This is a genomic window from uncultured Veillonella sp. (genome assembly GCF_900545205.1).
GTDB lineage: Bacteria > Bacillota > Negativicutes > Veillonellales > Veillonellaceae > Veillonella.
The window spans coordinates 1-15,110 of sequence record NZ_UQYC01000007.1 but is presented as its reverse complement, the minus strand read 5'-3'; the positions used below and the strand labels follow the sequence as shown (position 1 = coordinate 15,110).

Below are 15,110 nucleotides of genomic sequence, written 5' to 3'. Positions count from 1 at the left end.
GTGAAATTTATAACATTAGGTCATACATATAAAATATTTTGATAAAATATTTGAAGTTTTTTTGCGTTCATAAGACGTAAAAAGAGGAATAAAAAAAATCTACTAAAATGTTGAAGAAATAGGCATAAAACATGGTGTTTTAATGGTAAAAAATGCCTATTTATAGTACAATATATTGTATATGATTATGTCTTTTTTGAGGCATTAAGTATTGTAAATTTGTAATCACTCATTGATATATAGGCCGTAGGTCATCTAGGAGGTATAGTCTTGGCAAAGGTAGGATTGATTGCAGGCATTGGTGTTTTGCCTGTAGAATTCATGCGCGCTGCTCATGTATTAGGTCATGAGGTAGTGGTTATCGGTGTAGTTCCAGATGTAGACCCGGCTTTAAAGGCTGAGGCCGATGCTTTCTATGATATTGGTGTTGCCAAATTAGGTAAGATTTTTAAAACCTTGAAAAAAGAAGGCGTTGAAGAATTAACTATGTTAGGTAAAGTGACTAAGGAAATTCTCTTCAAAGGTCTTACATTCCCTGATTTAAAAACCTTAGGTGTTCTTAAACGCCTTAAAAATCGTAAAGATGACACTATCATGCTCGCTATCGTAGATGAAATCGAACGAGAAGGGTTTAAAGTGTTAGATCAAACTGTATACCTTAAACCATTTATGCCAAAGGTGGGGGTGCTTTCAAAAACACAACCAACTGATGAGCAATGGGCAGATATTTGCTTTGGCTTTGAATTAGCGAAACAAATGGGCGGCCTGGATATTGGACAAACCGTTGTTGTTAAGCATAAAGCGGCGATGGCGATTGAAGCCATTGAGGGTACTGATAAGTGTATTTTGCGCGGTGGTGAGCTTGGCCGTGGTGAGGCTGTTGTAGTAAAAACAGAAAAGCCAAATCAAGACGTGCGTTTTGATGTACCTGCTGTGGGGATTAAAACATTAATGTCTATGATTGATAGTGGCTGTAAAGTGTTAGCTGTTGAAGCAGAAAAGACTATTTTTGTTCAGCAAGAAGACGTACTTGATATGGCTAATCGCCATGGTATTGTCATCTGTGCTGTAGACCAAGAATTTGTGAATTCCAGAAAGGATGCATAATGAAAGTCATGTTTTCCGCCGGTGAAGCATCCGGCGATACTCATGCGGCCAGTGTTGCTAATGCACTAAAAGAAATAGATCCTTCGGTCGATATGTTTGGTATGGGTGGCACCTTGATGGAACGCGCTGGTGTTCGTATCGTATATGATATTAAAAATTTAGGTGTTATAGGGATTGTAGAGATTGTTAAATCCTTACCAAAATTCTTTAAACTTCGCACATATTTAAAACGCGTCATGATGAAGGAAAAACCAGATATTCTCGTCTGTGTAGATTACCCTGGTTTTAATATGAAACTTGCAGCTGTAGCTCATGAATTGGGAATTCCCGTTCTCTATTATATTGCTCCTACGATTTGGGCATGGCATAGTAGCCGTGGGAATACAATTCGCAAGTATGTCACTAAGGTAGCATCTATCTTTCCTTTTGAAGCTGAAGCGTATCGTAAATATAAATGCGATGTAGAATTTGTAGGCCATCCACTATTGGATATCGTACATCCGACGATGACAAAAGAGGAATCTGAAGAATACTTTGGAGCTCGTAAGGATGCTAAAAAAGTATTGCTCATGCCAGGTAGCCGTAAGCAAGAGGTACTATCCTTGCTAGATACGATGTTAAAAAGTGGCGAGCAATTGATGGCGAACCATGAGGATATTCAATTCTTCTTGCCTCGCGCACATACCATCGATCGTAGTGAATTAGAAACTTTCATCGATGCTCACAAAGTGCCGGTGACGATTACAGAAGACCATACATATGATTTGATGCAGATTTGTGATGTATGTCTCGCCGCATCAGGTACAGCTACATTAGAAACAGCTATGATGGAGTTACCAACTATTTTATTGTATCGAGTATCTCCAATTACATATGGCATTGGTAAGATGGTCGTCAATGTGACCCATGTAGGTTTGCCAAACATTGTAGCTGGCAAAGAAGTAATTCCTGAGTTATTACAAGATGCAGTGACACCTGAGGCTATTGTATCTCTTGTGGAACCTCTTCTAACTGATGTGGAACGCAATGAAGCGATGCGTAGCGAATTGCGTGAAGTACATCATAAATTAGGTGAACCAGGTGCTGTAAAGCGCGTAGCAGAACTGGTATATAACCTCGGTAAGGAGAAATGTAATGAATAGTTATTCTAGGCTCTTATATTTTGTAAAGCCTTATTATAAGCGCATGATTTTTGCAGTGTTCTGCATGATCGTCGCAGCTGCGGCATACTTGGTAGTGCCTTGGCTTATTAAAAATGTAGTAGACCAAGTATTAGATGATAAGAATATGTTTATGTTGAACCTCATAGTAGGGTCTATCATTCTTATATTCTTAATTCGTGGCTTTGCTACATATGGTCAAACCTATAATATGTCTTACATTGGACAACGTGTCATCATCGATGTACGGGAGGCCATCTTTAATCATCTACAAAAATTAAGCTTATCTTATTTTGATCGTCGTAAGACTGGCGTTATCATGAGTAATCTTACCAATGACGTTGCTGCACTTCAGACTGCTGTAGTTGATAATTTGATTTCTTTTATTACGGAATCTGTAACACTTATCGGTTCTCTCGTGTCTATGCTACTTATTGACTGGAAATTGACACTTGTTACCTTTATTACAGTTCCAGTAGTGCTAGTAATTATCAATGTATTTGGTAAAAAGCTTCGTGTAGCAGGTCATGATGTACAAGGCCGTGTGGCTGATATTACAGCACTTTTACAAGAGGTAATCAGCGCTATTCGAGTAGTAAAATCATTCGCTCGTGAAGATTTTGAACGGAAGCGTTTTGAAGATGAAAATGATCGCAACTTTAAAGCTGTTATTAAAGCTACTAAGTTGACTAGTTTACTAAGTCCAATGGTTGAGTTTTCTGCGGCTATTGCGGTGGCAGTCATCCTTTGGTATGGTGGCTATTCTGTAGTAACAGGGACTATTACAGCAGGTTCTTTGATTGCGTTCCTAATTTATGCAATCAACTTGTCTAACCCAGTTAAACGCTTGAGCCAAGTGTATGGCAATATTCAAAAAGCATTGGCTGCAGCTGATCGTGTATTTGAAATTTTAGATACTAAAACTGACGTTGTGGAAAAACCTGATGCTATTACGTTGCCATCTATCAAAGGCAATGTAGAATTTAAAGATGTTTCATTCTCTTACGATGGTGAAAAAACAGCGCTCGAAAACTTTACTTTGTCTGTTAAGGCTGGTGAAAGCGTAGCTCTTGTTGGTCCATCTGGTGCTGGTAAAACGACTCTGGCGAATTTGTTACCTCGCTTCTACGATGTAACGGGTGGCGCTATCACGATTGATGGTTATGACGTAAAAGATGTTACATTTAAATCGTTACGTGAACAAATCGGGCTTGTACCACAAGAAACTGTGTTGTTTAATGCCACAATTAAAGAGAATATCTTGTATGGTCGATTAGATGCTACTGATGAAGAAGTATATGAAGCTGCTAAGGCTGCCAATGTACTTGAATTCGTAGAAAAGATGCCTGATGGTCTCGACACAGTGGTGGGCGAGCGAGGCAGTTCCTTATCTGGTGGTCAACGTCAACGTGTAGCTATCGCACGTGCTATTTTGAAAGACCCACGTATTCTAATTCTAGATGAAGCGACATCTGCATTAGATACTGAGAGTGAAAAGCTTGTACAAGAGGCGCTAGATCGCCTTATGAAAGGGCGTACTGCATTTGTAATTGCCCATCGATTGAGCACAGTTCAAAATGCTCATCAAATTGTTGTACTTAATCAAGGCCACTTGGTAGAGCAGGGGACTCACCAAGAGCTATTAGCTGTTGATGGCGGATTGTACAATCATCTCTATTCCGTTCAATTCTCCAACAAAGGATAATCATGTACTGGATATATAACGTATTGCTCATATTTTATTGGATTGGCTTGATTCCGGTTATTCTATACCGCCTTGCCTTTGAAGATGGATTTTATGAGCGTATCAAACAGAGTGCAGGCTATATGCCAGCCTCACTACTAAAAAAAATTGAAGGACGTCGTGCTATTTGGATTCATGCTGCTTCTGTAGGGGAAATTGTAGCTACTAGTCCATTAGTGAAGGAAGTAAAAAAGGAATTTCCTGAAGCGGTTGTTGTGGTGTCAGTTGTAACTGCAACAGGCCATGCAATGGCCCATCGCATCATACCAGAGGCTGAAGGGATTATTTTCTTCCCTCTAGATTTACCGTATTTGACGCGTAAGATTTTGCAAATTATTAAACCTATTGCTATCTTACTTGTAGAAACAGAAATTTGGCCAAATTTCTTGCGCATTGCGCAATCAGAAGATATTCCTGTTATGATGGTTAATGGGCGGATTTCTGATCGTAGTATGAAACGCTATAAATATATTAGTGCATTTACAAAAGAAATGTTGCGTTCTATTGAACGTTTTTGTATGCAATCTAAGTTTGATGCAGCACATATTGAAGTGTTAGGAGCTCATACACCAGATATTACTGTAACAGGGAATATGAAGTACGACCAAACGTACGCTACTGTATCAAACGAAGAAAAACAATCACTTCTTGAAGAGTTTGGCTTTGGTAATAATCACCCTATAATTATTGCTGGTAGTACACATAAGGGTGAGGAAGAAACAATATTTGAGACCTTTAAACAAGTATTACAAGAATACCCTCAAGCTCGTTTACTAATTGCGCCTCGTGAGATATATCGCGGTCATGATGTTCAAAATCTAGCGAAGCGTTATGAATTAAATGCTATTTGTCGTAGTGATATGACAGAGCCAGTTCATGAAGAAATACCTGTAGTTGTTTTGGATACTATTGGCGAACTCGGTCGTTTATATAGCTTAGGGGATATTATTTTTGTTGGGGGTTCTCTTGTGAAAACTGGAGGCCATAATATTCTCGAACCGGCAGCACATGGTAAACCAATTCTTGTAGGACCATATATGTTCAATTTCAAAGAGATTTTCGCTTTATTACATTCTCGTCATGCTTGTGAGCAGGTGAAGAATGGTAAAGAATTAACTGATATGGTATTGCGATTATGTAAGGATAAGGATTTATCAACGGAAATGGGGCAAAACTGTCTTGATATTATTCGTGAAAATCGCGGTGCTACACAACGCAATACACAAGAGTTACGTCAGTTATTTGAAAAACACCATATTATTCCATAAGCTAGATATAATTTATTAGATTCATCTATGATGTTACATAATAGGAGGAGTCACCTATGAGTGGGGAAGCATTATTTAAATCCATCGTTAGTGGTGAGAATCAATCCATATTAGGTGATATAGCTCGTTCCAGCTTGGGCTTTCTAAGTAAAGGTTACGAAAAGGCTGTATCAATACGAAATGCTCGATTTGATGCGGGAAAAGGGGTTACTAAAGTTACTGTTCCGGTTATCAGTGTTGGTAATATTACTGCTGGTGGTACAGGTAAAACCCCAATGGTGAGATTTATATGTGATGTACTCGCCCGAAAAGGACTCCATCCTACTGTGCTAAGTCGTGGCTATCGGGCTGAGGACAATAAGAAAAATATAATTATTTCTAAAGATGGTGCTATGTTGGTAGAGCCATTTATTAGTGGTGATGAAGCTTGGTTGTTAGCCAAAGTATTACAAAAGTCTAATGTGATCATCGGCCGTGAACGGGCTAAATCTGCAGAAATTGCTATAAATGAGCTCGGTGCAGATTGTTTAGTTATGGATGATGGCTTTCAACATCGCGCATTAGCTCGAGATATTGATATCGTTCTTATTGATGCTTCTAATCCATTTGGTTATGAGCATGTATTACCTCGTGGTTTATTACGAGAACCGCTTAGTGGCTTACAAAGAGCTAGTATTATTGTTCTTACCAAGGTGGATCAAGTGGCACCAGGTGTTGTTTCAGGTATCCGTAAGCGTTTAGCTCATATGTTACCTAATACACCTGTATATGAAACAATCCACAAGCCTCAATGTATGTATACATTAGATGAGTGGGCCAACGGAGAAAATGGTTCTCCAGTCGATACATATCAAAAGCATCGAATCATGGCGGTTAGTGGTATTGGGAACCCTCAATCCTTTACACAAACATTGACCGATATCGGATATAATGTGGTCCATACAATGCCATTTGGTGATCATCATAATTTCGAAAATGATGATGTTGTAGATATTTGGAAAGAGGCATTTGCTCATCAAGCAGATGCTATTTGTATCACGGAGAAGGATGCGGTGAAGTTAAGTCAATTGCATGCAATTGAAGACTTGAAAATGCCGATTCTAGTGCTATCTATTGGAATTGAGTTCATCTCTGAAAAACAAGAATTCATAGAAAATTTAGAGATTTAGTGTATAATAATTAGATACACGAATAACAGAAATGGGGGATTATTGTGAAGTTTGGATGCGTTATTCCTGCTCGTTATGGTTCTACAAGATTACCAGGAAAACCATTAGCGGATATAGCAGGTAAACCAATGATTGAACGTGTTTATGCAAGAGTGTCACAAGCGACAAAAACTGAGTGTACTATTGTTGCTACAGATGATGAACGTGTATATTCTGCAGTTCAAAACTTTGGAGGTTCTGTTATGATGACAGACCCGAATCACCCTACAGGAACTGATCGATTAGCCGAGGTTGCTAATCATTATACAGACTTAGATGTCATTATTAATGTTCAAGGTGATGAACCTATGATTGAGCCAAAACTTATTGATGAATTGGCCCAACTTTTTGAAGAAGATCCAAACTTACAAATGGCTACCGTAGCCACTCCTTTATTAGAGGATGAATACGATGAACCATCAGCTGTAAAGGTTATTTTAAATAATCGCAATGATGCGATGTATTTTTCTAGATCCTTAATTCCGTATCCACGTCATGATTTTGTACGTGCGCCGTTAAAACATATTGGCATCTATGCATATCGTAGAGATTTCTTATTAAACTATGCAAAGATGGAACCAACACCAGCGGAGCAAACCGAATCGTTAGAGCAATTGCGCGCTCTTGAAAATGGCTATACTATTCGTGTTATTCTTACAGATAAACGATTTATCGGTGTTGATACACCGGAAGACTTAGCTCGTGTAAATGCAATTTACGAGCAAGAGGAGAAATAAATGAAAACAGTTCAAATTAAAGATATTACAGTCGGTGGCGGTAAAGGTCTTTTTGTCCTTGCTGGACCTTGTGTTATTGAAGATTATGACCGTACATTGGCTATTGGCAAACGAGCAAAAGAAATTTGTGAACGCTTAGGAGTTCCATATATCTTTAAAGCTTCTTTCGATAAGGCCAACCGTTCTAGCTACGGTTCTTTCCGTGGACCAGGTCTTGAGGAAGGTCTAAAAATCCTTGCTTCTATAAAAAAAGAACTGAATGTACCAGTTGTAAGTGATATTCACTCCATTGAACAAATCGAACCGGCTGCAGAAGTATTGGATGTTTTACAAATTCCAGCTTTCTTATGTCGTCAAACAGATCTTGTATATGGTGCAGCTAAAACTGGCAAATGCGTAAATGTGAAAAAAGGTCAATTTATGGCACCTAAAGATATGGAAAATGTCTTAAATAAAATGAAAGAAACAGGCAATGAAAATCTTATGCTTACAGAGCGTGGATTTAGCTTTGGCTATAACAATCTCGTTGTAGATATGAGATCTTTCCCAATTATGCGCTCTTTTGATTATCCAGTAGTATTCGATGCTACACATAGCGTTCAATTACCTGGTGGCGCAGGTACTAAATCTAGTGGTAATCGCGAATTTGTACCAAACTTGGCTCGTGCCGCTGTTGCAAGTGGTGTAGATGGTCTATTCTTTGAAGTACATGATAATCCAGAGGAAGCCTTATCCGATGGTCCAAACATGTTATACTTAGATAATTTTGAAGCTTTGCTACGAGATTTAGTAGCTATTGATAAAATCGTAAAAGGTTAGGGGCGGTATTTGTGACTATTTTAGAACAAGCAGCACAGGTACTTCATGAGGAAGCACGTGCTATTGAGGAATTAAGTTCTCGTTTGGATCACAATTTTGTAAATGCTGTAAATATGATTTTGGCTTGTAAGGGCCGTGTAGTATGTACTGGTATGGGAAAATCTGGTCATATTGGTCGCAAAATTGCGGCTACCTTGGCTAGTACTGGTACACCGGCACTTTTCATGCATCCTGGTGAAGGTGTGCATGGCGATCTTGGTATGATTACAGAAGATGATGTAGTATTAGCTTTTTCCAATAGTGGCGAAACAGGCGAAATCATCAGTATCTTACCATCCTTACGTCGCATAGGTGCAAAATTAATTTGTGTTGTAGGTAAACCAGAATCTACATTAGCTAAGAATTCTGATATTGTATTGCTAGCTGAAGTAGAACGTGAAGCTTGTCCATTGGGGTTAGCGCCAACTACAAGTACTACTGTTGCTTTAGCATTAGGTGATGCCTTAGCAGTATGCTTATTAGAACGACATCACTTTACACCTGAAAACTTTGCTGTATTCCATCCAGGTGGTTCTCTTGGTCGCAAATTATTGTTGACCGTAGAAAATATTATGCATGGTGGTGAAGATAATCCTACGGTATTTAAAGGTGCAACAGTGCGAGATGCACTCTTTGTAATGACCGAAAAAGGTTTAGGTGCTACTAATGTTATTGATGAAGAAGGTCACTTATTAGGCCTTGTTACCGATGGTGATGTGCGCCGCGGATTAGATTCTGGTAGTAATTTCCTAGAATGGCCTGTAGAGGATATGATGACCTCTATGCCTCGTACGATTACAAAGGACAAATTAGCGGCTGAAGCTCTTCATTTAATGGAGAAAAATCAACCACGCCCTATTACGGTGTTACCAGTTGTAGATACAGATAATAAATGTCTAGGCATTGTTCATATTACGGATTTATTGCGTAGAGGCATTGTATAATGAATATTCAATGGATTGTTCTTGATGTTGATGGCGTGCTATCTGATGGTACTCTAATCTATACATCAAGTGGGGAAGAGCTTAAGTCTTTCTCTGTAAAAGATGGCCTAGGATTAACGGCAGCTCGAAAAGTAGGACTTAAGCTTGCCATCATCACAGCACGGATATCTCCTATGGTTGAGCGACGTGCTAAGGAGCTTCATTTTGATGCATTGCTTATGGGGCATGCCAATAAGACAGAAGCATTAAGAACCCTTTGTAAAGAGCATCAAATCAATTTAGAAGAGATTGCTTACATGGGGGATGACTTAAATGATTTAGGGGCTCTTCAAATTGTAGGACTACCGATGGCACCCAATAATGCGGTACCAGAGGTCAAAGAATTAGCTAAATTTATATCTACTGTCAATGGAGGCCATGGTGCCGTTAGAGAGGCTGTAGAATATATCTTGAAGAAACAAGGACTATGGGAAACTGTTGTAGCAGATTATGCACGAGAGGCCCATGCTCATGGACAATAAGGAGGTGGGCAGAATGAATAACGAATGGCAATACCATTTAGTTAAAGGTATTAGCTGGCTTGTTTGCCGACTGCCATACAAGCTCATTTTGCTCATAGGCGCTAGTTTAGGGCCAGTATATGGCCTCATAGCGAAGAAGCAAAAACTTAGAGGTATAAAAAATATAAAGATTGGCATGAACATGAATGATCAAGAGGCAGAGCAATTAATTGAAAAATTGTTCAAGAATCTTGGCCGTAGTGTTATGGAAGTCTTATATATGCCAAATCTGACAAAGTCCTTTATCAATAAACATATTGAAATGCGAGGCGTAGAACATTTAGAGAAAGCCATCGCTGAAGATAAAGGTGTCATTGTTCTTACTGGACATGTTGGCAACTGGGAATGGATGGGGGCTGCCATGGCTGCTCATGGATATCCATCAACTACTATTGTTAAGAAACAACCTAATGCTCAATTTACACGTCTCATGAATGAATATCGTGAGATGGTGGGCCTTGATGTGTTTGCTAGTGGTGGCAATGAAATCGTTTCTGCTGCTAAAGCATTAAAAAAGAAAAAATTACTTGGTTTTTTAGCTGACCAAGATGGCTATATACATGGTTTACCTGTTCCATTTTTAGGCCAAGATTCCTCGGCCGTTATTGGTCCCGCTACGTTTGCAAGAAAATTTGGATCTCCAGTAGTTCCAATTTTTGCATCTCGAAAACCAGAAGGTGGTCATATTGTTCACATTCTACCAGCCTTACATTATATTGATACAGGTGATGAAGATGCAGATATGTATCGTCTAACTGAGGAATGTGTACGTGTTACAGAAGACTTTATTCGTGAGCATCCAGATGAGTGGCTATGGTTCCAACATCGTTGGATGACTAAGATGGATCAAATTATTGATTATGATAAGAAGGTAGCTGCACGGGAGAGGGCACATGAAAAACAATAAAAAATTAATTGCCATAGTGGCCGCCATAGTGTTGGCGCTGATTGGTCTTATCGTATATATTATGAAAGACTCTGGTGATGTTGGTACCACTCAAAATCAGAATGGACAACTAGTTAATTTCCAAGGAGCCGATTTACAAGAAGAAAAAGATGGCAAGCTAGTATGGGCATTATCAGCTGAAAAGATTGAATATGATCCACGTACAAAAGCTATTGTGCTGACTAATTTAAAAGGTCTTTTCTATCAAGATGATGTAACTACAACAATCACAGCACCTCACGCTGTATTGACCGGTGATCGTAACTCCCTTGATATTGATCAAGGTGTTACAGCCACAAATACTGATGGAGCTGAGTTTAAAACTGATGCACTTCACTTTGATAATAAGACGAAAACGTTGACATCTAAATCTGCCTTTACCTATAACGGTAAAGATATAACATTAACTGGTGATAAACTTGAAGGCAACATGTCCTTGAAGAAAATTAAAGCTATTGGTAATGCAAAGTTAACGAAGAAGTAATGCGAGGAAATATAATGAATAAGAAAAAACAGATTGGTATGGCTATTTTGGCTATGCTTATGACAGCATCTGTTACAGCTTGGGCCGCAAATGATCCTTTGACTATTAGCGCAGATACATTATCTTATGATGGCAATACGGGAATTGCTGATGCAAAAGGTAATGTGGTAATTACTCAAGCTGATAAAACGATGACTGGTGCCAATGGATGGTATAATACAAAAACTCAGGAAGCAAATCTAGATGGCGGCGTATCTATGATTGGTTCTGATATGGCTATGTCTGCAGAATCAGTGCACAGTTACAATAATAATAAATTCACTGCTAATGGCGGAGTTCATTTACAACGTAGCGATCGTCAAATTTTCGGTGATAAAGTTGAATATAATACAGATACAGAGTATGGTCTTGTATCTGGCAATGCTCGTTTGATTGCAGAAGGCACTACTTTGACAGGTAATCAAGTAGAAGGTTGGCTAAAAGAAATTCGTGCAGTGGCACAAGGGGATGTGACATTCTCTAACCCAGAACGAAATGTATCTGGCTCTGCAGAACGTGCTACCTATACACAAACACCAAATCAAAATGATGGCGTTGTACTTTTATCTGGTTCTGCTCATGCTGTTCAAAACGGTAATGTGCTCAATGCACCAGAGCTTAAAATCCGTCTTGCCGATGATTCTGCTGAAACATTAGGTGGCCGTAGTACACTTATCATTGTTCCAAATCAATAAGGATTAAATATGTATATAGAAACCAAAAACTTAGTCAAAACCTTTAACGGGCGCAATGTAGTAGACGGGGTTAGTCTACGCGTTGATAAGGGGCAAGTCGTTGGGCTCCTAGGTCCTAATGGGGCAGGGAAAACTACATCATTCTATATGATTGTAGGCATTGAACGACCTAGTTCTGGTATCATTACCGTTGATGGCAAGGATATTACGAATATTCCAATGTATAAACGCGCTGCTGAAGGTATTGGGTATCTTCCACAAGAGGCATCAATCTTTCGTTCTATGACCGTTGAGGATAATATTCGTGCAATGTTACAAACAACATCAAAGAAATCTGATGAAATTGAAGCTATAGTGGAATCCCTCATTGAAGAATTTCATATTGGTCATGTTCGGGAGCGTATGGGGATGCAGCTATCTGGTGGTGAACGCCGTCGTGTAGAAATCGCTCGTTGCCTTGCATTAGAACCGAATTTTATTCTTCTCGATGAACCTTTTGCTGGTGTCGATCCTATAGCGGTTGCTGACATTCAACAAATTATTTTACATGTTAAAAATCGAGGTATTGGCATCTTGATTACAGACCACAATGTACGTGAAACATTGGGGATTGTAGACAAGGCGTATATTTTGAGTAGTGGTAAAATCCTCCTAGAAGGTACCCCTGAAGAAATCGCGAACAATCCAATTGCTCGTGAGCATTACTTAGGGGATAACTTTAGATTATAGGAGGGGACTATGAGATTATTAGATAAATATATACTAAAAGCCTTTGTAGGACCGTTCCTATTTGGGGTATTTGCTTTTACCAGCATCTTTATTGGTACGGGCACATTGTTTAGAATTGCTCAATATATTACTGAATATGGGGCTCCATTATTGCTTGTTATGAAAGCCTTTGTATTGGCTTTACCAAGCATTGTTATCTTAACATTCCCTATGTCAGTTTTATTGGCTTCTCTTATGACATTTAGTCGTTTGAGTAGCACCAGTGAAATTGTTGTTATGCGTGCCGGTGGCCTTAGCTTTTTACGTTTAGCGATGCCGGTATACATCATCGCTCTCATCATCTCAATTGGGGCTGTCGCATTTAATGAATTTGTTGTACCACGTACAAATAATATGTATCAAACAATTGTACGGGAACAGATTATGAAAAATGCATCACCTCAAACACAAAATCATATCGTTTTAAAAACAATGAATGGTAATGATTTGGGTACATTGATGTATGCTAAAAGCTACAATGCAGAGACTAAACAGTTAAGTATGATTACGGTGCAACAATTTGGTGAAGGTGGCAAGTTACAACAGGTTGAAAATGCAGATACTGCCGTTTGGAATGGTCAATATTGGGTGATGCAAAACGGCATCATTTATGATATTTCCGCCGGTGATGGTGTAGAACGTACTATGAAATTTAAGGAGCAGTCCTTGCCAATTAAATCTGCACCAAAGGATATTCAACAAGATCAACGTAAACCAGAAGAATTAACAATCAAGGAATTACGTCATCAAATTAAAGCGTATAAGGCGGCGTATACGAATGCAAATAAACTAGAAATGGAAATGTACCAACGTTTTACAATTCCATTAGCTAGCTTTGTATTTGCTCTTGTAGGTGCTCCATTAGGCCTTCAAAAACAACGCTCTAGCTCATCTATTGGCTTTGGTATTAGTATTTTAATCATCTTTATCTACTATGGGGTGATGACATTTGCTGGTGCATTAGGTAAAGGTGGGGCATTGCCGACTGTATTTGCTGCATTAATTCCAGATACATTAGGTATCATTGCAGGTTTATATTTAAATTGGCGTGTATCCAAGTAACCTAGTATATAAAGAAATAAATTTGACTTACGAAATATAATATTTTTGAACTAAATAATTGTGTAATTTTAGGAAAGGAGGGACTCGATGTTAGTAGGTGTTAAAATATTAGTTATTATCGCCCTTATGGGTGGACTTATTGCCTACATGGGGGATAAGTTAGGCACCAAAGTTGGTAAGCGTCGCATGTCCCTCTTTGGATTAAGGCCTAAGCATACATCGATTATTGTTACTATCGTAACAGGTTTATTAGTTGCTGCTGCTACAGTAGGGGTATTAACCATTACTTCTCAAAGTGTAAGAACAGCACTTTTTGGGATGGATCAGTTGCGAGCGGATATGAAGCAACTCAATGATGAGGTGGCTGCTAAGACGCAAGAGCTCATTCGAGGACAAGCATTGCTTGAGCAAAATAAGCAAGAACTAGCAGAACGAATGGCTGAAATAGAGCAAATTCGCAGTGAGGTTGAAGCTACCAAGGCGGAGTTAGCTAGTGCGCAAGCTGCCAAAGATGCTACTGAAGCTGAGTTAGCAACACTTCAAGCCTCATATGATGAAGTATCTAAAAAGTTAGCTGACTTAGAAGCTACAAGAGCTAAGATGGAAGCTCATATTAAGGATTTACAAGCAACGCAAGAACAATTGCAAAATGGCATTATTCATTTGCGTGAAGGGACTATTCTTTTCCAAGTTGATCAATTATTGGCACAAGCCGTTGTTCGACCTGGGTTAAGTGAAGAAGATAGTCAAGCAGCCATCAAAAATATTATTGATGACACCAATAAATTGGTACTACGTCGCTTAGGTATTGAAGATCAAGGGCAAGCTGTTGTGTATGTAGACCGTCAAAATATTGAGGTGGCTACACAAAAGCTTAATAGTGCAAAGACTCCTATGGTCGTTCAAGTTGTAGCGGCTGGAAATATCATTGCTGGCGAACCTGCAGTGGCTGTTATCCAAGTATATCCACAACAATTTATTTATAAAAATGGAGAAGTAATCCATTCTGCCGTAATGGATGGTGGGCCTAATGCTCAATCAGCTATGCTTCAATTCTTGAAGCAAGTAAATGAAAAGGCGAGAGCGAAAGGCATAATTCCAGATTCCTTATCTGGTGATATCGGAACGATACCAGGGGATGATTTGTTTACGGCTATTCGTCGCATTGCTACAATACATGGCAAGGTTCATGTGGAAGCGTATGTTGATGGTGATACATATTCATCTGGTCCTGTACATCTTAAGTTACGTATTACTCAAATGCCTGTTTTTAATGATAAGGCTAAAATGCCAGCTTATTAAATTGAATAGTATTTTGGTTTATATACTTTAAACGAAGGTCTTATGTAAATTTTTACATAAGACCTTCGTTTTGTGTTAAAATATAAATGCTGTATTAGAAATGAGGATAGTAATATGACTGATACTACGTACATTTTGGCTGTAGATCCAGGCAATGAAAAAACAGGTGTAGCAATTGTGACACCTTCTGGTACTATGGTATGTCGTAAAATTATTATGACAAAACAG

Annotated in this window: 15 protein-coding genes; all 15 read left to right on the top strand. The window is 38.8% G+C overall.

The window, feature by feature from the left end:
• Positions 1-270: 270 nt before the first annotated feature.
• The 15 genes from lpxI to QZR70_RS01320 all read left to right on the top strand — a co-directional run bounded on the left by lpxI (position 271) and on the right by QZR70_RS01320 (position 14,882).
• The gene (gene lpxI, locus QZR70_RS01390; RefSeq protein ID WP_295792577.1) at positions 271-1,107 is read left to right on the top strand and encodes an LpxI family protein; all 837 of its coding nucleotides are present in this window, start codon (positions 271-273) and stop codon (positions 1,105-1,107) included.
• Complete coding sequence (gene lpxB / locus QZR70_RS01385; RefSeq protein WP_295792575.1) at positions 1,107-2,249, top strand: lipid-A-disaccharide synthase; 1,143 nt, start codon at positions 1,107-1,109, stop codon at positions 2,247-2,249. The genes lpxI and lpxB overlap by 1 nt, the downstream gene beginning before the upstream one ends.
• Positions 2,242-3,972 (top strand): ABC transporter ATP-binding protein, encoded by a 1,731-nt coding sequence (locus tag QZR70_RS01380; protein ID WP_005387284.1) that lies wholly within the window; start codon positions 2,242-2,244, stop codon positions 3,970-3,972. The genes lpxB and QZR70_RS01380 overlap by 8 nt, the downstream gene beginning before the upstream one ends.
• Positions 3,973-3,974: 2 nt before the next feature.
• A complete protein-coding gene (locus tag QZR70_RS01375) occupies positions 3,975-5,279 on the top strand; it encodes a 3-deoxy-D-manno-octulosonic acid transferase (protein ID WP_295792573.1) in 1,305 nt (434 codons plus the stop codon).
• A gap of 56 nt (positions 5,280-5,335) precedes the next feature.
• On the top strand, positions 5,336-6,448 hold the full coding sequence (gene lpxK / locus QZR70_RS01370; RefSeq protein WP_295792572.1) for a tetraacyldisaccharide 4'-kinase: 1,113 nt from the start codon (positions 5,336-5,338) through the stop codon (positions 6,446-6,448).
• 44 nt (positions 6,449-6,492) lie between these two features.
• Entirely contained in the window at positions 6,493-7,224 is a 732-nt protein-coding gene (kdsB, locus tag QZR70_RS01365; RefSeq protein ID WP_105094766.1) for a 3-deoxy-manno-octulosonate cytidylyltransferase, read from the top strand.
• A complete protein-coding gene (gene kdsA, locus QZR70_RS01360; protein ID WP_024065882.1) occupies positions 7,225-8,043 on the top strand; it encodes a 3-deoxy-8-phosphooctulonate synthase in 819 nt (272 codons plus the stop codon).
• An 11-nt stretch (positions 8,044-8,054) separates the two neighbouring features.
• Entirely contained in the window at positions 8,055-9,026 is a 972-nt protein-coding gene (locus QZR70_RS01355) for an SIS domain-containing protein (protein ID WP_060924938.1), read from the top strand.
• Positions 9,026-9,547, top strand: coding sequence for an HAD family hydrolase (locus tag QZR70_RS01350; RefSeq protein ID WP_295792569.1), 522 nt, complete (start codon positions 9,026-9,028; stop codon positions 9,545-9,547). The genes QZR70_RS01355 and QZR70_RS01350 overlap by 1 nt, the downstream gene beginning before the upstream one ends.
• 13 nt (positions 9,548-9,560) lie before the next feature.
• On the top strand, positions 9,561-10,493 hold the full coding sequence (locus QZR70_RS01345) for a lysophospholipid acyltransferase family protein (RefSeq protein ID WP_156719782.1): 933 nt from the start codon (positions 9,561-9,563) through the stop codon (positions 10,491-10,493).
• Positions 10,480-11,016: an LPS export ABC transporter periplasmic protein LptC gene (gene lptC / locus QZR70_RS01340; protein WP_024065922.1), complete on the top strand. Its 537-nt coding sequence runs from the start codon at positions 10,480-10,482 to the stop codon at positions 11,014-11,016. Before QZR70_RS01345 ends, lptC begins: the two co-directional genes overlap by 14 nt.
• 14 nt (positions 11,017-11,030) lie before the next feature.
• Positions 11,031-11,750 carry an LptA/OstA family protein gene (locus QZR70_RS01335; RefSeq protein WP_295792565.1) on the top strand — a complete coding sequence of 240 codons (720 nt, stop codon included), beginning with the start codon at positions 11,031-11,033 and terminating at the stop codon, positions 11,748-11,750.
• A 9-nt stretch (positions 11,751-11,759) separates the two neighbouring features.
• Positions 11,760-12,479 carry an LPS export ABC transporter ATP-binding protein gene (gene lptB, locus QZR70_RS01330; RefSeq protein WP_295792564.1) on the top strand — a complete coding sequence of 240 codons (720 nt, stop codon included), beginning with the start codon at positions 11,760-11,762 and terminating at the stop codon, positions 12,477-12,479.
• 9 nt (positions 12,480-12,488) lie between these two features.
• Positions 12,489-13,580: an LptF/LptG family permease gene (locus QZR70_RS01325; protein ID WP_119207015.1), complete on the top strand. Its 1,092-nt coding sequence runs from the start codon at positions 12,489-12,491 to the stop codon at positions 13,578-13,580.
• 87 nt (positions 13,581-13,667) lie between these two features.
• Positions 13,668-14,882: a DUF3084 domain-containing protein gene (locus QZR70_RS01320; protein ID WP_295792562.1), complete on the top strand. Its 1,215-nt coding sequence runs from the start codon at positions 13,668-13,670 to the stop codon at positions 14,880-14,882.
• The last annotated feature ends 228 nt before the right edge of the window (positions 14,883-15,110 follow it).